This window comes from Geminocystis sp. GBBB08, from assembly GCF_016743215.1.
GTDB lineage: Bacteria > Cyanobacteriota > Cyanobacteriia > Cyanobacteriales > Cyanobacteriaceae > Geminocystis.
On sequence record NZ_VRZC01000017.1, the window covers coordinates 1 to 16,319 of the forward strand.

Below are 16,319 nucleotides of genomic sequence, written 5' to 3' on the forward strand. Positions count from 1 at the left end.
AAAAAATAAGAATTGTGTTTATTTAAAAAAATATTTTAAATTTTAAAAGAAATAATTTGTTTTATAATAAAATGTAACTAAATAACTATAGTAAAATTTCTCTCAAAGAAGCAAAGACGAAAAACTTTATTATACTTCATTATCTCAATATAAGATTAGTAATAAACAAGATATTCTATTTTATACAAGTAACTAAAATAAACTAATAAATCTTATTTTATCAAAAAGTTTAACAACTAATTATCTAAATTTATGCAACTAAAACCGCCAATGACAATGATGGATTTCTTTCGTAAAAGTGAAGGAACTTGGTTTTCTCAAAGAACTGTACATCATTTTGATACTACTGCTGAACAATCTGGAGACTCCAATATTATCATTGAAGTTTTAGATAAAAATGACACTCGCATTATCAAAGTATGTGAAGAACAAAATATCCATCAAGATTTACCCGTTGGTGGTGCTAGTTTTTTATGGCAGGATAATTTAGATGATCCCAATCCGAATCCTAATTGGGCAGCTATTTTAGTGGATATTCCTGATCAAGAAGATCAAACCCGTGGCCGATTTCTTCGCAATAAAGGTTATGTAGAAGGGATTCCCGTAGTTTGTCAATATAATTTTTCCCCTGACGGTGTCTTAACTATCATTACTGAATATGAAAAAAATCAAGGTATGGAAAGATGTTGGTTTATCACTGATGATTTTCGAGTTCGTGTTAGTACTGTTAAAATGATGAATGGTGTTAATCTTATGGGTTATTGTTCTGAGCGTCGTTGTGTTTCCCCTGAAATGTTAGAAAAAATGGCACAAAAATATTTTCTATAGCAATCCTATTTGATTTATGGTATTTCCGTTGGCAAAAATTTAGAATTTAGAATTTAGAATTTACAAATGACTTGAGTTTAAGAGTTATTAATAGTTAATTTATCACAACCTATTTAGGACTGCTATAGTCAATTAGCGTAACCAATTTTGATCTAGGATTTGTTTTAGAAGTGCAATGAGATTTTTAGATGTTATTGATTAAAAATATAATTCTGAAGAGAAATCTGTGATTTTTTCAAAGTATAAAGCCCCATGATTAGATCCCCATTTTTGTTCATGGGTATTAACATCCATTCCTCGATCCAGACTTATAAAAGTATTTTCCGTTAACTCAACTTCACTTACTAAATAAGTTAATACATCACCCTTTTTAATTAAACATTTATTTCCTTCAACACCGCCATAAAATTTGTCATCTTTTTTAGTAAAAACCATAGAACAATTGCAACGTCTTTCAATCACTTTAGGGGTAATTGTTTTTAGAATATCTTGATTATGTCCTGAACCGGCGTAAAGAATAGGGTCATTTAAACTATAATTTTCGACATAAACTTGATTTTCTTGTGCCACAAATCGATGCACACCTTGACGGTAGGGAGTCCACATATTATAATCGTAAACTTGTTCTGAATAAAAACCGATTCCCTGAAAAAAATCCCAAGGTAATGGGCGAAAAAAAACATGAATATGAGCAAATAATTGAGGATGATCAAAAGATTGTTTTTTGTTGCTAAATTCTCCAGCTATCCATTTTGCTAAAGTTATTATTAATTCAGAGTTTTCATTTCCCATTGCTTAACTTTTCAGATTTATCAATAATTGCTAATATTATTTTGATTATTCATTTTAATCAGACTTTATTTCTGAAGAAAAAGAGGCAGTAGTCACTCCTTTACCGTCACTGGTTTTAATCATAGAAACACGAAATCTTAATTTTGGATTAATAAACCAAATTTTTTCTTCGGCACTTGCACGATCATAGTTAGTCGTCAACACAAAAGTACCATCATTTAAAATTTCATAATTAGCGATCGCCGCCATAGTTTCCGCATAACCTCGATCCCTTAAAAGCCTTCCTTGAGCGGGATTATCACCATTGGGGATGGGAACTAATACAGTTGTTCCTTTTAATTCTTCTTTTTCATCCCAATCGGACTCACCTTCCCAAGTCATTCTAAAAGGACTTTCAACCAAATCAGGATCAACATTATGTTGTTTACATAAACTAACTACTTCTGGATCATCCCTATTTAAAGAAATAATTTCTATATCCGATTTTACCTCTTCTAAATAACTAAAAGCAAGATGGTGAACACTACGCAGCGATCGCCAACTACCTATAGATTTTTGTACAAATTCAGCAATAGCCATTTAACTTTTCCAACACAATAAATAAACAATTACGGGAGGAAGCCCGTCTCACCAGATTAACGTGAGTAGGGTGGGCATTACCCACCTCAAAAAGATAAATAATTAAAATTTAGGCAACTTCAGAGATACTGACAATAGTACCACCAGCACGGTGAATACGTTGAATTTGGGGAGTCATTTTTGCACCAGAAACTAAATAAACAGTATTACTAACTCGGCGAGGAGCATCAAATTTAGAGCCTTTAACCACAATCTTAAACTGTTTTTCAGTAGCATCTTTATAGCCAGTACGACCACCAGTAGAAGGTAAAGTAATTTTATTATCACCATTGGTAGCGATGGCTTCAACTAAACGAGAAGTTTTAACCGCACTATCAACAGAAGCATAACCACCCCAAACATTTAAAATACGGTTATACTCAGATTGTTTTTGACCATTTTGAGTAGAAGCACCTTGATAGTAAGGAACGATATTTTCACCAAATTTAGCTTGATATTCTTGACTATCTAAATAGGAATCGATTTCAGCATTATAACCTTGTTCAATGGTAATGCGAATATGTTCAGAAAGTTCACTTTGATCTTGAGGTGCACGTCCTAATAAATGTTTAAAATTAAGTTCAACAAAACGATAAGGTGAGCAAGACTCAAAATAACGACGGCGATAGAAATCAGATTTTGCCACTTCACGAACGAAATCACGGACACTCAACTCACCATTACAAAGGCGAGATTCAGCACTGGTTAAGCGTTCACTTTCCATCACATGAGGATTACCCAAAACTTGACGATATACAGAGCGAATAACTGTTTGGAGTTCATCAGCATTGAGACTACGCAATTCAAGGGGAGTATCTAAAACTAAAGTCATATTGTTAGTATTTTAATGTTAATGTAGTTTGAAATTATTAAAACAAGATATAGCAATACTAAATCAGTTGTGAAATATTTAAAGATAGGAAATAATGTTTTACCTATTATTCAACAAGGGGTTTAAACCCCTTGCCTTTAAATTTGTAGTCCTTATTTTGCTACGAATCATTTAGGATTGCTATATGTTTTTTAAAAGCAATAATGCTCTGAAGAATATTTTTACTCTCCACCATCAAAGGTAAGAGAGCCAAAATGTTATACCGGAGTGATACTAGAAATAACTCCACCTTGGCGGTGAATGCTTTGATATTTATCAGAAAGTTGAGAAAAAGGGACAAAATAGACCTGATTACTGCGGCGGAACTTGGAAATTTGATTAATCTTAGCTTTCGTACGATAGCCTGTTACTTCAATACGATAGACTTTGCCTTGATCGCTTCCTCCAAGACCAACACGACTTGAAGCACTTCTGTCTGGTTCTTGGAATGCCCAACCATCGCCCACAGAACCTCCTGAAGGTGGTATGATAGGTACGGGAATTTCTTGAATGACATACTTATTGAGAACAGGAGCTTTACCGGCTAAACTACCTTTAAAGTCACTGCTAGAAGCACCACGAAGTATAGCAAACATATGAGTAAATTCAACCATGGTCCGTTCAGGGGCAGTTTTGTAACCACGATAGTAAGGAACTATGTTTTCTCCGTAAGCATTTTGATACTCTTCGCTATCAATGTAAGAATCGATTTCCGCCTCATAACCTTGGGTATCTAAAATAGTACTATGAGTTCTCATTTCTTCTAAACCTTCAGGAGTACGACCTAAAAAATGTTTAAAATTGAGTTCAATGAAACGATAACGAGGAGCAGTTTCAAAAAAGCGAGAACTGTAAGCAGAACTTTTAGCTAAAGCACGGACAAATTCTCTGACACTTAATTCCCCACTTTTAAATTGAGATTCAGCTACTACTGCCCGTTCACTTTCCATTACATACGCATTCCCTAAAACTTGACGATAAACAGCACGAATAATTACATCTAAATCTTCAGATGAACTATTAGGAAATCTTTCAAGGGGTGAAGTCTCTTCAAATAAACTAACTCCGAGTTGTGATGCTGGTCCAAAAACCATTACGATCCTCCTGTGTTATATTAAGATATTTTTTGATTGTGAGAAAAAAGGTTCACAAATGAATAATTGTTATATTTTGTCTAATACAATTGATGGTATTAATTTCATCAATGAAAAATATTGAAAGTTCAAGATTTTCCCTAGGGGTTAGACATCAAATTAGACTCTATTGGTAAAATATTTAACAGGAATTTATGACCAACATTTATTAAAATTTGTAAAGGGTTTTAGCCATTGATTACTCATATTAAATTAAGTTTTATTACTTTGTTTTCAGGATAAAGAGGTAGAAGGTAAGAAAGTTATAAATTAGGAAATATAGAATCTTTAAAAATTTTAAAATCACCATCTAACTTTATGTACAAAGCCTTTCAGGAATTTCTCGAAAAAGAACTCTTTGAGCATTTTGAGTTACGCCCTCGTGCTATTCCCTCTGGATTAGAAATGAAAATTAGTGAGAGAGGAAAAAATCCGGCTAGGATAAAAAGTTGGTGTTATGAATGTCCACAACTAAGAATAATACGTTATACCTACATAGATGCATGGGAATCAGCACAAAGATTTAATAGTGCGATTTATTCCTCATATCATTACGACTTCCCTTTATTAGGTATTGACTTTCTTTCTTTTGGTAAGGTAAAAAATTTAGTAGTTTTAGATTTTCAACCTTTATTTCAAGATGAGAGGTATCTTCAGAAATATATCGATCCGATGAGTGGTGTTAGAAATAAATATTCTGACTTGGCACAAAATTTAGAAATGAAATTTTATGACGCTAATCGTTATTTTTCTCGAAATTTGCTATTTGCCAAAACTGATACAGAATCAATTTTTAATCGTCTTTTTCCAGCTTATCAGGAATATTTACAGTTATATTGGCAAATGGTAGAAGAAGCTGAACCTTTATCTAATTCTTGGGAAATTGAGAGAGTAGTTAAGGCTCAACAAGACTATGATCAGTATAGTGCAGAAAGAGATCCTGCTCATGGTTTATTTAGTAGCTATTTTGGTTCTGAATGGGCTAACCGTTTTTTGCATGAATTTTTATTTGAAGATTCCCTTTCTTTAACGGTGGCGAAATAAAAGATAGAATTGTTGAAAATCCGAATGAAATCAAAAATTGAAGATAATAACTTAATAATCTCCTTATAATCTCCTTTGCGTCTTTGCAACGAAAGCGAAAGATATTCTCCTGTTTTTGTTTGACAACACAAAAAACTCGCAAAACATTAATTTAACCTCATATTTTTAAGTTTATTATGTCCCTTTATCAACCTTTTTTAGACTATGCTATTAATTTATTACAAGAAAGATTAGAACTAAAGGATTATCCTATCCCCGAAGGTTTTGAACAGAAAAAGACGATTACGGGAAAAGGAAAAAAAGAGCAAGAAGTCGTTACTACCAGTTATGGTTTTGCTTCACCAAAATTACGTCAAATTAGAGCCGCTCATGTGGAAGGTGGAAATTCTCTTCAAGTACTCAATTTTGTTATTTTTCCAGAATTAAACTATGATTTACCATTTTTCGGAGCAGATTTGGTAACATTGCCAGGGGGACATTTAATTGCTCTTGATATGCAGCCATTATTTCACGATTATGATTATGAACAAAAATATACTCAACCAATTTTGCCTATTTTTGAGCAATATCAACAGGATTTAGAATGGGGAGGAGATTTTCCTGAAGAGGCAAAACCTTTCTTTTCTCCTTGTTTTTTATGGACTCGTCCCCAAAAAAATGAAATAGTAGAAACTATAGTTTTTTCAGCATTTAAAGATTATCTTCATGCTTATCTTGATTTTGTAAAACAAGCAGAAAAAATTACTGATGATAATAGGTTAACAGAAATTCTCGAAGCTCAAAAAAGATATTTGAATTATCGAGCCCAAAAAGATCCTGCTCGTGGTATGTTTACCAGATTATACGGTACACAATGGACGGAAGAATATATTCATGGATTTTTGTTTGATTTAGAGCGAAAATTAGTAAAATGATGATTGAGCCCCTTGGCTTTTATTTTATTTATCGAATAATTTAACAATTAACTGAGGTATGCTAGGGTTATAATTTCAAAATGTTAAATAAATTATCCCCGACGAAGTTCTATGATCGTATCGTCAGATATAATCGCTAGTATAGCCAATGATTTAAGTCGTTCACAGGAAGCCAAAAGGGCAAAAAAATTAATTTTTTATGTGAGTCAAAGATATTGGGAATCTGATTTTGCCGTTGTTAATAGTTATTCTTTTGAATCTTTATTGCAAAGTCTTTATGAAAATAATCCTACTACTGAAGATCTTAAAGCCTTACTATCTCATGCGGTTAATACTTTAAATCGAAAAGAAGTTTATAAGAATATTGCCAAATATGTATATCAAAGAATGTCAGAGTTGTATAATAATCCTGATACAGATTCTGGTGTTCAAAATGTGATTCAAGGCAATGAATATGAATTAATCGATCGCATTGTGGAAAATATTGAATATCATGAAGAATCCCCTAGAATCAAGAAATTAATTTTCGCTGCTTGTAAACAATATTGGGAAAATGATATTAATGTAATCGAAATGTATGATCTTCGAGAACTATTACTAGAATTACATCAACTTTACCCCAATGCCAAAAAATTAAAACAAGCCTTTGATAATATAGTCGCTACCATTAATCGTCAAAATTTTTATTCCTTTATCGCTGATACTATTCTCGGAGAATTGAATTATTTATATAAACATGAAACTCAGGAAATAATATCAGATTCAAATACCGGAGAGGAAGAAGAAACTAAATTAATTAAGGCTAAAAGTAAAAGTACCTCTCATCAACCATCCCCTGTTACTACAAATCAAGAAATTATTACTGATATTCAATCCTCTACAGTAGAAGAAAGTTTATCTTCAGAGCCTGAAGCGGTGGTTTCGCCTAGTAGTGTTCCAGAAGGGCAAATTATTCCCTGGCTAAAAATCGATAGTCTTTTTGATCTTAAACAAGAGATCATGCAATATACTAACCCTTTAAGAGCAAAAATAATTTTATTCTATGCAGTCTATCAAATTGATCCTTCCGAACAACATTGGTCGATCGTTCGAACTTGCAGTATAGATGATTTACTGGTGAAAATGTTTCAACAAAATGATAAAGATATAAAAACTGTTGAATCTCAATTATTACAAGTAGGCAACTCTAGTATTGAAGGCTTAGAAACCGAAGAAAATCTTCAGGCAGCTATTGCTGTGATTGAATCTATTAAACGTTTCTATAAAAAATTATAGCCCACAATCTATTTTGTCTAAGTACTTAAATAATTTTTTCCTAAATTTAATTATTTTTTTGAGAAAGTTTTATTTTGTTAGAACTCTTCAAGGCTTATTATAAAAAGGTTTTTTCATCAAGTTCAGATAACTTTATATTTTCACTGATGAATACATATATTAATTCCTTTAATCAAAACATTATAAGGTAGAGATAAAGTATCAGTATTATTACTGATTTATCTATCATAAATAATTTGTAAAAGTCAATTATCCGTAAAGATTGATAATTAATCAAATTTTTAAAAAAAAGTTTTAATGGGAATAAATTTAGTGTACAATATCAAGATAAATAACTTAACTATTTACCCCAAATCATGATGACACAAATAAAACCTTTTTCTCATCAGAAAGAGTCTAACAAAAAATTATCTTTAGCTTTCTCTTTGGCTACCTTAACTGGTTTAGCCTTTACTGTGGGTGTTAATCCTGCTCAAGCATTAACCTTTACTAACACTGTTCCTACTATCGATATTGGTTTTATGAGTGATTCTTCGAGCACCTCTCAACCCCGACGAGCTGATAATTTCACTTTAAGTAGTCAATCTTTTGGTGCTAATCTCACTACTATTCGCTGGTCAGGATATTACTTTGGAACTACTAATTTAGGTACTGATAATTTTACCATTAATATCCTTGATAATTCTAGTAATAAACCTGGTACTCTTGTAGCTAGTTTTTCTGGTATAAATTCAACTTCGGCAAATCGAACTGCGAATGGTACTATTACTACAGCACAAGGCACACGGAATAGATATGATTTTACCTATAATCTTTCTCAACTTCTTAATGCTAATACGCAATATTGGTTATCTATTGTTGACAATACACCAGAAACAACGACAAATTTTTACTGGTTTGGGTCTAATAGTGGAGGTGATGGTTTTAGCACACAAGCAACATCAACAAGTAGTTGGCAGACTGACAGTGCAAATAGTGCAGGAAACTTAGTGTTTAGTCTAGATTATGAAGCGGTACCAGAACCTACTTTAATTTTAGGTACTCTTACTGCTGGACTTGTGGGAACGTTTATGAAAAAAAAATCGAATAGCATCAATCAAAAAGGTTAATAGTTCAGAACAAGTGTTAAAACAAAAGTACTTACAAAGTACAGTTAAAGTAAATTTACCAAAAAGTCATAAATCTGTTAATTTAAGCAACAATAGATTAACAGGTTTTTTTATGGGAAAATATGCCCTATGGAAGTTAATGAATTTATTCAACGTTATACTGCCGGAGAAAATAATTTTACGGGAGCAATGTTAGCCGGAATTGATTTAGTGGGGGGAGATTTAATTGGTATTATTCTCCATAAAGCTAATTTACAGAAAGCTAATTTTACTTTTTGTTATTTAAGTCGAGCAAATTTCAGTAATGCTAATTTAGAGGAATCTAATTTTAGTGGTGCTAATCTGAATCAATCTAATTTCACGGATGCGAATCTTCATCGTTGTGAATTTCATGGGGCTATTTTACAAAAAGCAGACATGAGAGGAGCACAATTAAGTTTAGCTAATTTATTAGATGCGAATTTAATCGAGGTAGATTTTCGATCTGCAGATCTAAGTAATGCTAACTTAAAAGGTGCTTGTATGAGAGGAGCTAATCTACGTCTGCAAAAACGGGGTAAACCGACTAATTTACAGGGAGCAAATTTAGATAAGACAGATATGAAATATGTTGATCTTCAGGGAGTAAACTTAAAAGGTGCTAGTTTAGTAGGGGCAAATCTAGCAGACGCTAACTTTCGTCATGGGTTGTTAACGGGTGCAGATTTAACCCAAGCAAATTTAAAAGGTGCATCTTTAACGGATGTAGATTTAACTGGTGTAAAATTAATCGGTGCAAATCTTTCTAATGCGAAAATGGAAAGAGCTAATTTAACCGATGCTGACTTAACTATGGCAAATTTAGAAAATGCGACTATGCCAGATGTTAAATTAATTCGTGCCAATCTTATTCAAGCCAATTTAAGTTTTGCCCGTCTTAATCGGGTGGATTTGAGTCGTGCTAATTTATATGGTGGTATTTTGCGCAATGCTTCTTTAATGGAGGTATTTTTTGCTCGTACCAATTTAACTTCTGCGGATTTAACTAATGCTAACTTAATTGGTGCTGATCTGAGTAGTGCAAATGTTACTGGGGTTAATTTTGAAGGTGCAATTATGCCTGATGGTCAAGTTTATCATTAATTAGAGGTTGCCTCATAGTATTAGTGATTAGGGAAGGGGCAGCTTACAAGGGCAAGTTTTTAATATTTGGGGGAAGGCAAGACAAGGGAGACTAAGTGACTAGGTGACTAGGTGACTATAAGACTATAAGATTAGAGAAATGTTATATAGGAAAAATGGTCTTTTGAGAAATTTTTGTAGCCCAATCAACCGAACAGGTTTTGTACGGTTTTCCTCCCTATTAGACTTTCGGAACTTTGTCCTCCAAGTTTAGTTAACACCTGTTAGTAAAAAACCGACCTCTGTGAGGGAAGGACACACTCCTTTATCCCCCCTTACAACGCTTTTCAGATCAACAAGCCACATTCTTTATTTCTAGCAAAGACACAAAGGCACTCTTTGCGAAAATCCAAAGTGTAGTTTAAGGAAATGAAAACCGCTGCTCTAAAAGGTGGGAAGGAAATAAACAATGGGCAACTGGGCCTCGCTCGGGGCAATGGCTAAATTTTCTTCATTCTAAATTCTAAATTCTAAATTCTAATGTCTTATTTTTTTGGCGAAAGAAACATAATCATATTACGTCCTTCTTTTTTAGGTTTTTGCTGAATTTCTGCCAAATCAGTTAAATCTTGAGCCATGCGTTCCAGTAATTCTTGTCCTAAGTGAACGTGTTGGGCTTCTCGTCCTCTAAAGTTAATGGTGGCTTTAACCTTGTCTCCCGCATTAAGAAAACGTTTTGCTTGACTGACACGCACTTGATAGTCATGCTCATCAATTTTATAACGCATTTTAACTTCCTTTATATCCGCAGTATGTTGCTTTTTACGGATGGCACGAGCTTTTTTCTCCTGTTCAAATTTGAACTTACCATAATCCATTATACGACAGACAGGAGGATCTGAGGTTTCACTGACTAAGACTAAGTCTAATTCTTGCTCCTCAGCCATACGATTTGCGTCTCTGGTGTCGAGGATACCTAACTGTTCTCCTTCCGTACCTATTACTCGTACTTTAGGAAAACGAATATTGTTGTTGATTTTCGGTAAGTCTCTTTGATTGGTTCTTTTGTTGTTACTATAGGTCACAGGTTTTGATTAACTTCTCCAATATGCGATCGAATAATTGAATAAAAGCGGTTGATGGTTTAAATAATATTTTTTCTTCATAGTCAATATTATAATTGCTGATTGCGAATCTGTTAGATTTTTTCTAAAGGATTCATCACAGAAAACTTTAAGTACTGGTTATTTCGTCATAATATTAAAAAAAATTAACAATTTTAGATTTTAATGGATACAATTCAATCACTTTTTAATGGTGTGGCGGTGGGTAGTATTATTTCTTTGGCTGCGGTTGGTTTAACTTTAACACTGGGAATTTTGCGATTATCAAATTTTGCCCACGGTGATTTTTTGACAGTAGGTGCTTATATAACATGGTTAGTTAATGATCATGGTATTAATATTTCGTTATCGATGATGGTGGGTGCTATAGCTACGGTAATTTTAATGTTAATCAGTGAGCAATTATTATGGAAACCGATGCGGGATAAACGAGCAAATAGTACTTCTTTGATTATTCTTTCCATTGGTTTAGCCTTATTTTTACGCAACGGAATTTTGTTTATTTGGGGTGGTAGTAACCAAAACTATGACTTACCTATCCTAGAAGCGCTTGATATTGGAGGAGTAAAAATTGCTTATTATCGAATTATTGTTATTATTTTAACTATTTTGGCCATCGTCGCATTACATCTAATTTTAAAAAAGACTAAAATTGGCAAAGCCATGCGCGCAGTGGCAGATAACACTGATTTAGCCCGAGTTTCCGGCATTAATGTAGAGCAGGTGATCTTTTTTACTTGGATTATTACTGCGGTGTTGACGGCTATGGGGGGAGGATTATATGGCTTAATTACGGCGGTACGTCCAAATATGGGTTGGTTTTTGATCGTACCAATGTTTGCCGCTATTAGTTTAGGCGGAATTGGTAATCCTTATGGAGCGATCGCCGGAGGCTTAATTATTGGCATCGCCCAAGAGTTAAGGGTGCCTTTTTTTGGATCTGAATATAAACTGGCAGTAGCTTTAGTGATTATGATTATAATTTTATTATTTCGTCCCCAAGGCATTTTTAGTAAATAAGCGGTCATATAATCTAAATATCAAAGAAGGTAAAGATAATTTCCGTAAACATCATCAACTTGAAGATTAAAACTATTTTCAACAAGTAAAAGTTATCCATATTGCGATCGCATGGCCCCATGAGCAAGACATTAGCCCTGATACTCTTTATCTTGATTCAGTGAAAATCCCGACTCCTTCTTTTAGTAATCTTAGAAGCTAATAAAGTTCAATAATTACCTAAAGTTTTAATCTTAATTCTTAAACCTATTACCCATGATTTAATCATTCCCTATAATAATATGTAGAAACTGAAAATGATGATTAATAGGCATCAATTAAATACTGGTAGAAAATTAACTGTATATTTCCCTTTCGTAGTGACGGCTTTAGCCGTTATAAATAAAAAATAAGTCCTCTTTGACTCATTACAAACATAGGAATAATTTTACCTATCATGATCTACTGAAATTAGTAAGATAAGGGATAAATCCCTGACTACGAGCCGATAAACTCAATAATTGACTTCTATTAATTTTAAGTAAGAAATATATATAGCAAATAATGCGGAGTTTAATTTTATGGTGACAGTAATCAATGTTGAATCTCTAACAAAATTAACCAGTGAGGCATTTTATCAATTATGTCTTGGGAATCCTGATATATCGATGGAAAGAAGTAATCAAGGAGAATTAATTATTATGTCGCCTGTTGGTGGAGAAAGTGGAAATAGAGAAGCAAATTTAATCGGTAGTGTTATTATTTGGAATCTCAAAAGTAAGTTAGGATTTGTGTTTAGCTCGTCAACTATCTTTAATTTACCTAATGGTGGCGATCGCTCACCTGATGTTTCATGGGTTAAAAAAGAAAAATGGGAAAATTTAACAGAGGAAGAAAAACGTAAATTTCCCCCAATATGTCCAGATTTTATCATCGAATTACGTTCTGAAACTGATAGATTAAAACCGTTACAAGCAAAAATGGAGGAATATTTAAACAGTGGTTTACAATTAGGTTGGTTAATTAATCCTCAAGATCGAGAAGTAGAAATTTATCAACCAGAAAAACCTGTTAAAATAATGAAAATGCCTTGTTTCTTATCAGGAGAGGATATATTACCAGATTTTGAATTAAAAATTAATTTTTAAGTTTTAAGGTGACTTTAACAATTAGAAATTAGCGGTAAGATGCCTAGATGCCTATTCCAAAACCCCATCACAAATGACAAATCACTTTATGACAAATGGCAAATCATTACCTAACACCTGAAACCCTATTGAATCTTGATTTTTGGCTAAATAATGGGCAAAATGCCTAGCTAAAGGCGGTACAAATACAAATGGACTCGTAAACCCAGAAAATATTGATAATCCTTCAATTTGCTTAATTTTACCTCCTTGAAACGGCATTCCTTGACTAAACGCTACTTGACAAGTATGCCATGTTCCTTGTAACACTGATAAGCTCGGTAAAACTTTAGCGATCGCCTTTCTAATTCTTCTTTCACTGGCTTTAGCATCTATCGGAGTATCTATATTCGTAATAATTTGACTAATTTGACCTAAACAAAAACTACCATCTAAAAATTGAATTGCTCCTGCTTCCTCTACGTCACTTTGTAACTCGTCATTAGGATTTTGCCACATAGATAAGTTTTTTTTGTCGGTAACTTTTTTTTCTGTATCTAAACGTTTACTGGTACAAGGCATGACTAAAGTGCGTAATTTTATTTTTGAGGGAAGGGTTTTAATTAGTTGTGCATGACTAAAATAAATAGGTAAATTTAAACCTAATTTGACTAATAATTGACGAGAAAATGCACCAGCACAAATGATAACTTGCTCACTAGAATAGGTATAATTATTCGTTTTTACTCCTTTAATTTTATGATTATTTGTTTCTACAGAAATAACTAATTCTTTTTTTATTTTTCCTCCTAATTTGATGAAGTTTTTTTGATAAGCTAAAATCATTTTTAGTGGATTAACATGACCTTGGGGAAATCGTAAACACCCAGCGATCACATCAGGATTAAATAAAGGTTCTAAACTAATACTTTCATCAATATTTAAAAATTGAGGTTTGATATAAAACTTTTGATAATCGAGCAGTAGTTGATTTATATTTTGACTAGGATTAATAGTAAATAACAAATCTAGTTCTCGAAATTCAATATCTTCTGATAATTCTTCACCTAAATTACGATAAATATTAATAGCTTCTTCACATAATTGATTAGTTAATTTATCTGTGCCACACCAATAAGAAATACCACCATAACTATAAGTCGTTGCGTTGTTTAAAAAAGAATCTTTATCTAATAATAAAACTTTAAAATTGTTTTTTGCTAATTCATAACTTAAAACTGAACCAGTCAATCCTCCACCGATAACAATTACATCATAATTATTCATAAATTAATTAAAGATCACAAAAAAGAAAAGGATAGGTTAATATTAACATAACAGTTAAAAATTGTTAATCTTCAAAGTGTAATGCTAATTATTCTCCAAAAAAAAATTTCCTTTTTATTAACTTTTCTTTGTAGTTTAACTTTGCTCCTAAATTTACAACTTCCTCTTCAAGCACAAATTCCTTTATTGTCGCCATTATCTACGGAAGATGCTATCAGTCAATTACCCCAAACACCGGCCTGGGATTTGAATAGAGCCGAACCTTGTGGTAGATTTTTGTGTAGTCGGGTTTTTTTCTTTGGTGATGGTGATTTACTCGGAGATAGAATTATTCTTGCGATACCAAGAGATAGAACAAGAAATGTTAGAGAAGTCGCCTTAGAAGTAGAACAAAGAGCGAGATTTGTACAAAATATTTTTATTGGTATTTTTCAAAATTTACAAGATGTAGTTAAAAATGATCCCATTCAAGAACGGAAAAAAACAAGATATTGGTTAATCACTCATGAAAATCCCCCTCATCCCAAAACCCCCAAAGTTGAAATAGGCATAGAAAACGGTCAAACAGTACTTTTTATAGGACGACAAGAAGAATTGGGAATCCTTCAACAAGTAATTCTGACAGTTACGGAAGTAGATGCTAATGCCAATGCAATGACTGTTGAACAGTTAGCCAAAAATTGGCGTAAAAAGATTCAAATTTCTTTAAGTAATGCCCTTTGGGGTTTAGAGATGGATTACCAAAGACCTTTATTAAGAGTATATACTTCTATCTGGGTTGTCGTAGTAGCTATAGTATTAATTCTTTCAGAAAAACAAATTAATAAGTTATTAAAAAAATGGAAAAAAAATCTTGAACATCAATTAGAAGAAATTTACGAAAGTTTAAAAATTGATCCTGAAACCATTTCCATTAAAAAGAACAAAAATAATGTATTTACTACCGATTTAGAAGATAACTTAGAAAAAAAATCAGACCAACTTGATTTTTCTTTTATGCAAAAATTACTCACTAAAGGAATAAGAAATAGTAAACAAGTAATAGCTGGAGGAATGTTTTTATCAGCAAAACTTTTACCAGACATATTTCGACAAAAACAAAATTTGATCAGACAACAAATTAACTTGATCGAATTAGCTTCTAATCTTTTATTCCTCAATCAAATCACCATAGTTTTTTTGGCAATTACGATTATTACCATTACCTTTAGAGAAACCCGTTTTTTGTTTAACCTCTTTTTTACTCAAGCCTTACTAATACCTTCAATTTGGATTCTCATGGTATTTTTAGATAAAATCATTGATTTTTGGATTGATAGTTCTTTAAATGAATGGGCAAAAGCAAAACAAGAATTAAATCCTCAATCTAATCGCCCTATGTTACGAGTGAAAACTTATTCCCCCGCTTTAACTGGTGCTACAACAGTGTTTTTTGGTATTGTAGGTATTTTTTTAACTTTAGGTGTAATTGGTTTAGACATCAATATTTTAGCAGGAGCTGGGGTTTTAGCCGTAGCTTTTGCATTTCTTTCTCGTAATCTACTAGAGGATTTACTTAATGGTATTTTAATTTTAGCTACTGATCGCTATGTTGTCGGCGATGTGGTGCAAGTGGATCAATTCGCCGGTTTAGTAGAAAGTATGAATCTTTATACAACTTCTTTACGAAATTTGGATGGACAATTAATCGTGATTCCTAATAGTAAAATTACGACAGTTATTAATATGACAAAAAATTGGTCAAGGGTGAATTTTACAATAAAGGTATCATGGGATGCTGATTTACAAAAAACCATGAACATCTTAAAAAGTGTAGGAGATCAGATGTATAAAGAACCAGAATGGCAAGAAAAAATGTTTGATACTGCGGAGATTTTAGGTATTGATGAAATAGATCATAAAGGCGTACTAATCAGAGTTTTAATTAAAACATTACCCTTACAACAATGGATAGTCGGTAGAGAATATCGTTGGCGAGTTAAACAAGCGTTTCAAATGCAAGGAATTTCTCTGGGGATTCCTCAAAACCAAATTTTTTATAAAAACAATGAATAAGTGAGTCTTAAACCCTTCTTAATCACAAAATTTAAGACATCG

The 16,319-nt window shown here is 32.6% G+C and carries 15 protein-coding genes; 9 read left to right on the top strand and 6 right to left on the bottom strand.

The features are described 5' to 3' along the window. Positions 1 to 252: 252 nt before the first annotated feature. Positions 253 to 828, top strand: a complete 576-nt coding sequence (locus FWJ34_RS03890; RefSeq protein ID WP_308254017.1) for a phycobiliprotein lyase — start codon at positions 253 to 255, stop codon at positions 826 to 828. Between the two features lie 198 nt (positions 829 to 1,026). Here the strand turns inward: FWJ34_RS03890 and FWJ34_RS03895 are convergent, their stop codons facing one another. From FWJ34_RS03895 to FWJ34_RS03910, 4 genes are all read right to left on the bottom strand, one after another. Further along, positions 1,027 to 1,620, bottom strand: coding sequence for a chromophore lyase CpcT/CpeT (locus tag FWJ34_RS03895; RefSeq protein ID WP_308254018.1), 594 nt, complete (start codon positions 1,618 to 1,620; stop codon positions 1,027 to 1,029). Between the two features lie 54 nt (positions 1,621 to 1,674). Next, positions 1,675 to 2,199 (bottom strand): phycobiliprotein lyase, encoded by a 525-nt coding sequence (locus FWJ34_RS03900; RefSeq protein ID WP_308254019.1) that lies wholly within the window; start codon positions 2,197 to 2,199, stop codon positions 1,675 to 1,677. A gap of 109 nt (positions 2,200 to 2,308) precedes the next feature. Continuing rightward, a complete protein-coding gene (locus tag FWJ34_RS03905) occupies positions 2,309 to 3,070 on the bottom strand; it encodes a phycobilisome rod-core linker polypeptide (RefSeq protein ID WP_308254020.1) in 762 nt (253 codons plus the stop codon). Positions 3,071 to 3,327: 257 nt separating this feature from the next. Continuing rightward, on the bottom strand, positions 3,328 to 4,203 hold the full coding sequence (locus FWJ34_RS03910) for a phycobilisome linker polypeptide (protein ID WP_308254021.1): 876 nt from the start codon (positions 4,201 to 4,203) through the stop codon (positions 3,328 to 3,330). 357 nt (positions 4,204 to 4,560) lie between these two features. On the opposite strand from FWJ34_RS03910, the gene FWJ34_RS03915 reads away from it, so the two are divergent. The 5 genes from FWJ34_RS03915 (at position 4,561) to FWJ34_RS03935 (ending at position 9,706) form a co-directional block, all read left to right on the top strand. Continuing rightward, positions 4,561 to 5,286 carry a 15,16-dihydrobiliverdin:ferredoxin oxidoreductase gene (locus tag FWJ34_RS03915; RefSeq protein ID WP_308254022.1) on the top strand — a complete coding sequence of 242 codons (726 nt, stop codon included), beginning with the start codon at positions 4,561 to 4,563 and terminating at the stop codon, positions 5,284 to 5,286. A gap of 176 nt (positions 5,287 to 5,462) precedes the next feature. Next, positions 5,463 to 6,200, top strand: a complete 738-nt coding sequence (locus FWJ34_RS03920; protein ID WP_308254023.1) for a phycoerythrobilin:ferredoxin oxidoreductase — start codon at positions 5,463 to 5,465, stop codon at positions 6,198 to 6,200. A gap of 111 nt (positions 6,201 to 6,311) precedes the next feature. Further along, complete coding sequence (locus tag FWJ34_RS03925; protein ID WP_308254024.1) at positions 6,312 to 7,475, top strand: hypothetical protein; 1,164 nt, start codon at positions 6,312 to 6,314, stop codon at positions 7,473 to 7,475. Positions 7,476 to 7,831: 356 nt separating this feature from the next. Further along, complete coding sequence (locus tag FWJ34_RS03930; protein WP_308254025.1) at positions 7,832 to 8,584, top strand: PEP-CTERM sorting domain-containing protein; 753 nt, start codon at positions 7,832 to 7,834, stop codon at positions 8,582 to 8,584. 129 nt (positions 8,585 to 8,713) lie between these two features. Next, on the top strand, positions 8,714 to 9,706 hold the full coding sequence (locus FWJ34_RS03935) for a pentapeptide repeat-containing protein (RefSeq protein ID WP_308254026.1): 993 nt from the start codon (positions 8,714 to 8,716) through the stop codon (positions 9,704 to 9,706). A gap of 524 nt (positions 9,707 to 10,230) precedes the next feature. Here FWJ34_RS03935 and infC read toward each other — a convergent pair. Further along, the gene (gene infC, locus FWJ34_RS03940; RefSeq protein ID WP_308254027.1) at positions 10,231 to 10,770 is read right to left on the bottom strand and encodes a translation initiation factor IF-3; all 540 of its coding nucleotides are present in this window, start codon (positions 10,768 to 10,770) and stop codon (positions 10,231 to 10,233) included. Between the two features lie 204 nt (positions 10,771 to 10,974). On the opposite strand from infC, the gene FWJ34_RS03945 reads away from it, so the two are divergent. Both FWJ34_RS03945 and FWJ34_RS03950 read left to right on the top strand, forming a co-directional pair. Continuing rightward, entirely contained in the window at positions 10,975 to 11,829 is an 855-nt protein-coding gene (locus FWJ34_RS03945; protein WP_308254028.1) for a branched-chain amino acid ABC transporter permease, read from the top strand. 560 nt (positions 11,830 to 12,389) lie between these two features. Further along, positions 12,390 to 12,956: a Uma2 family endonuclease gene (locus tag FWJ34_RS03950; protein ID WP_308254029.1), complete on the top strand. Its 567-nt coding sequence runs from the start codon at positions 12,390 to 12,392 to the stop codon at positions 12,954 to 12,956. A gap of 81 nt (positions 12,957 to 13,037) precedes the next feature. On the opposite strand, the gene FWJ34_RS03955 is transcribed toward FWJ34_RS03950, so the two are convergent. Then, complete coding sequence (locus tag FWJ34_RS03955) at positions 13,038 to 14,222, bottom strand: FAD-dependent oxidoreductase (protein ID WP_308254030.1); 1,185 nt, start codon at positions 14,220 to 14,222, stop codon at positions 13,038 to 13,040. Between the two features lie 81 nt (positions 14,223 to 14,303). Here FWJ34_RS03955 and FWJ34_RS03960 point away from each other — a divergent pair, with 81 nt between their 5' ends. Then, positions 14,304 to 16,277 carry a mechanosensitive ion channel family protein gene (locus FWJ34_RS03960; RefSeq protein WP_308254031.1) on the top strand — a complete coding sequence of 658 codons (1,974 nt, stop codon included), beginning with the start codon at positions 14,304 to 14,306 and terminating at the stop codon, positions 16,275 to 16,277. Positions 16,278 to 16,319: the final 42 nt, after the last annotated feature.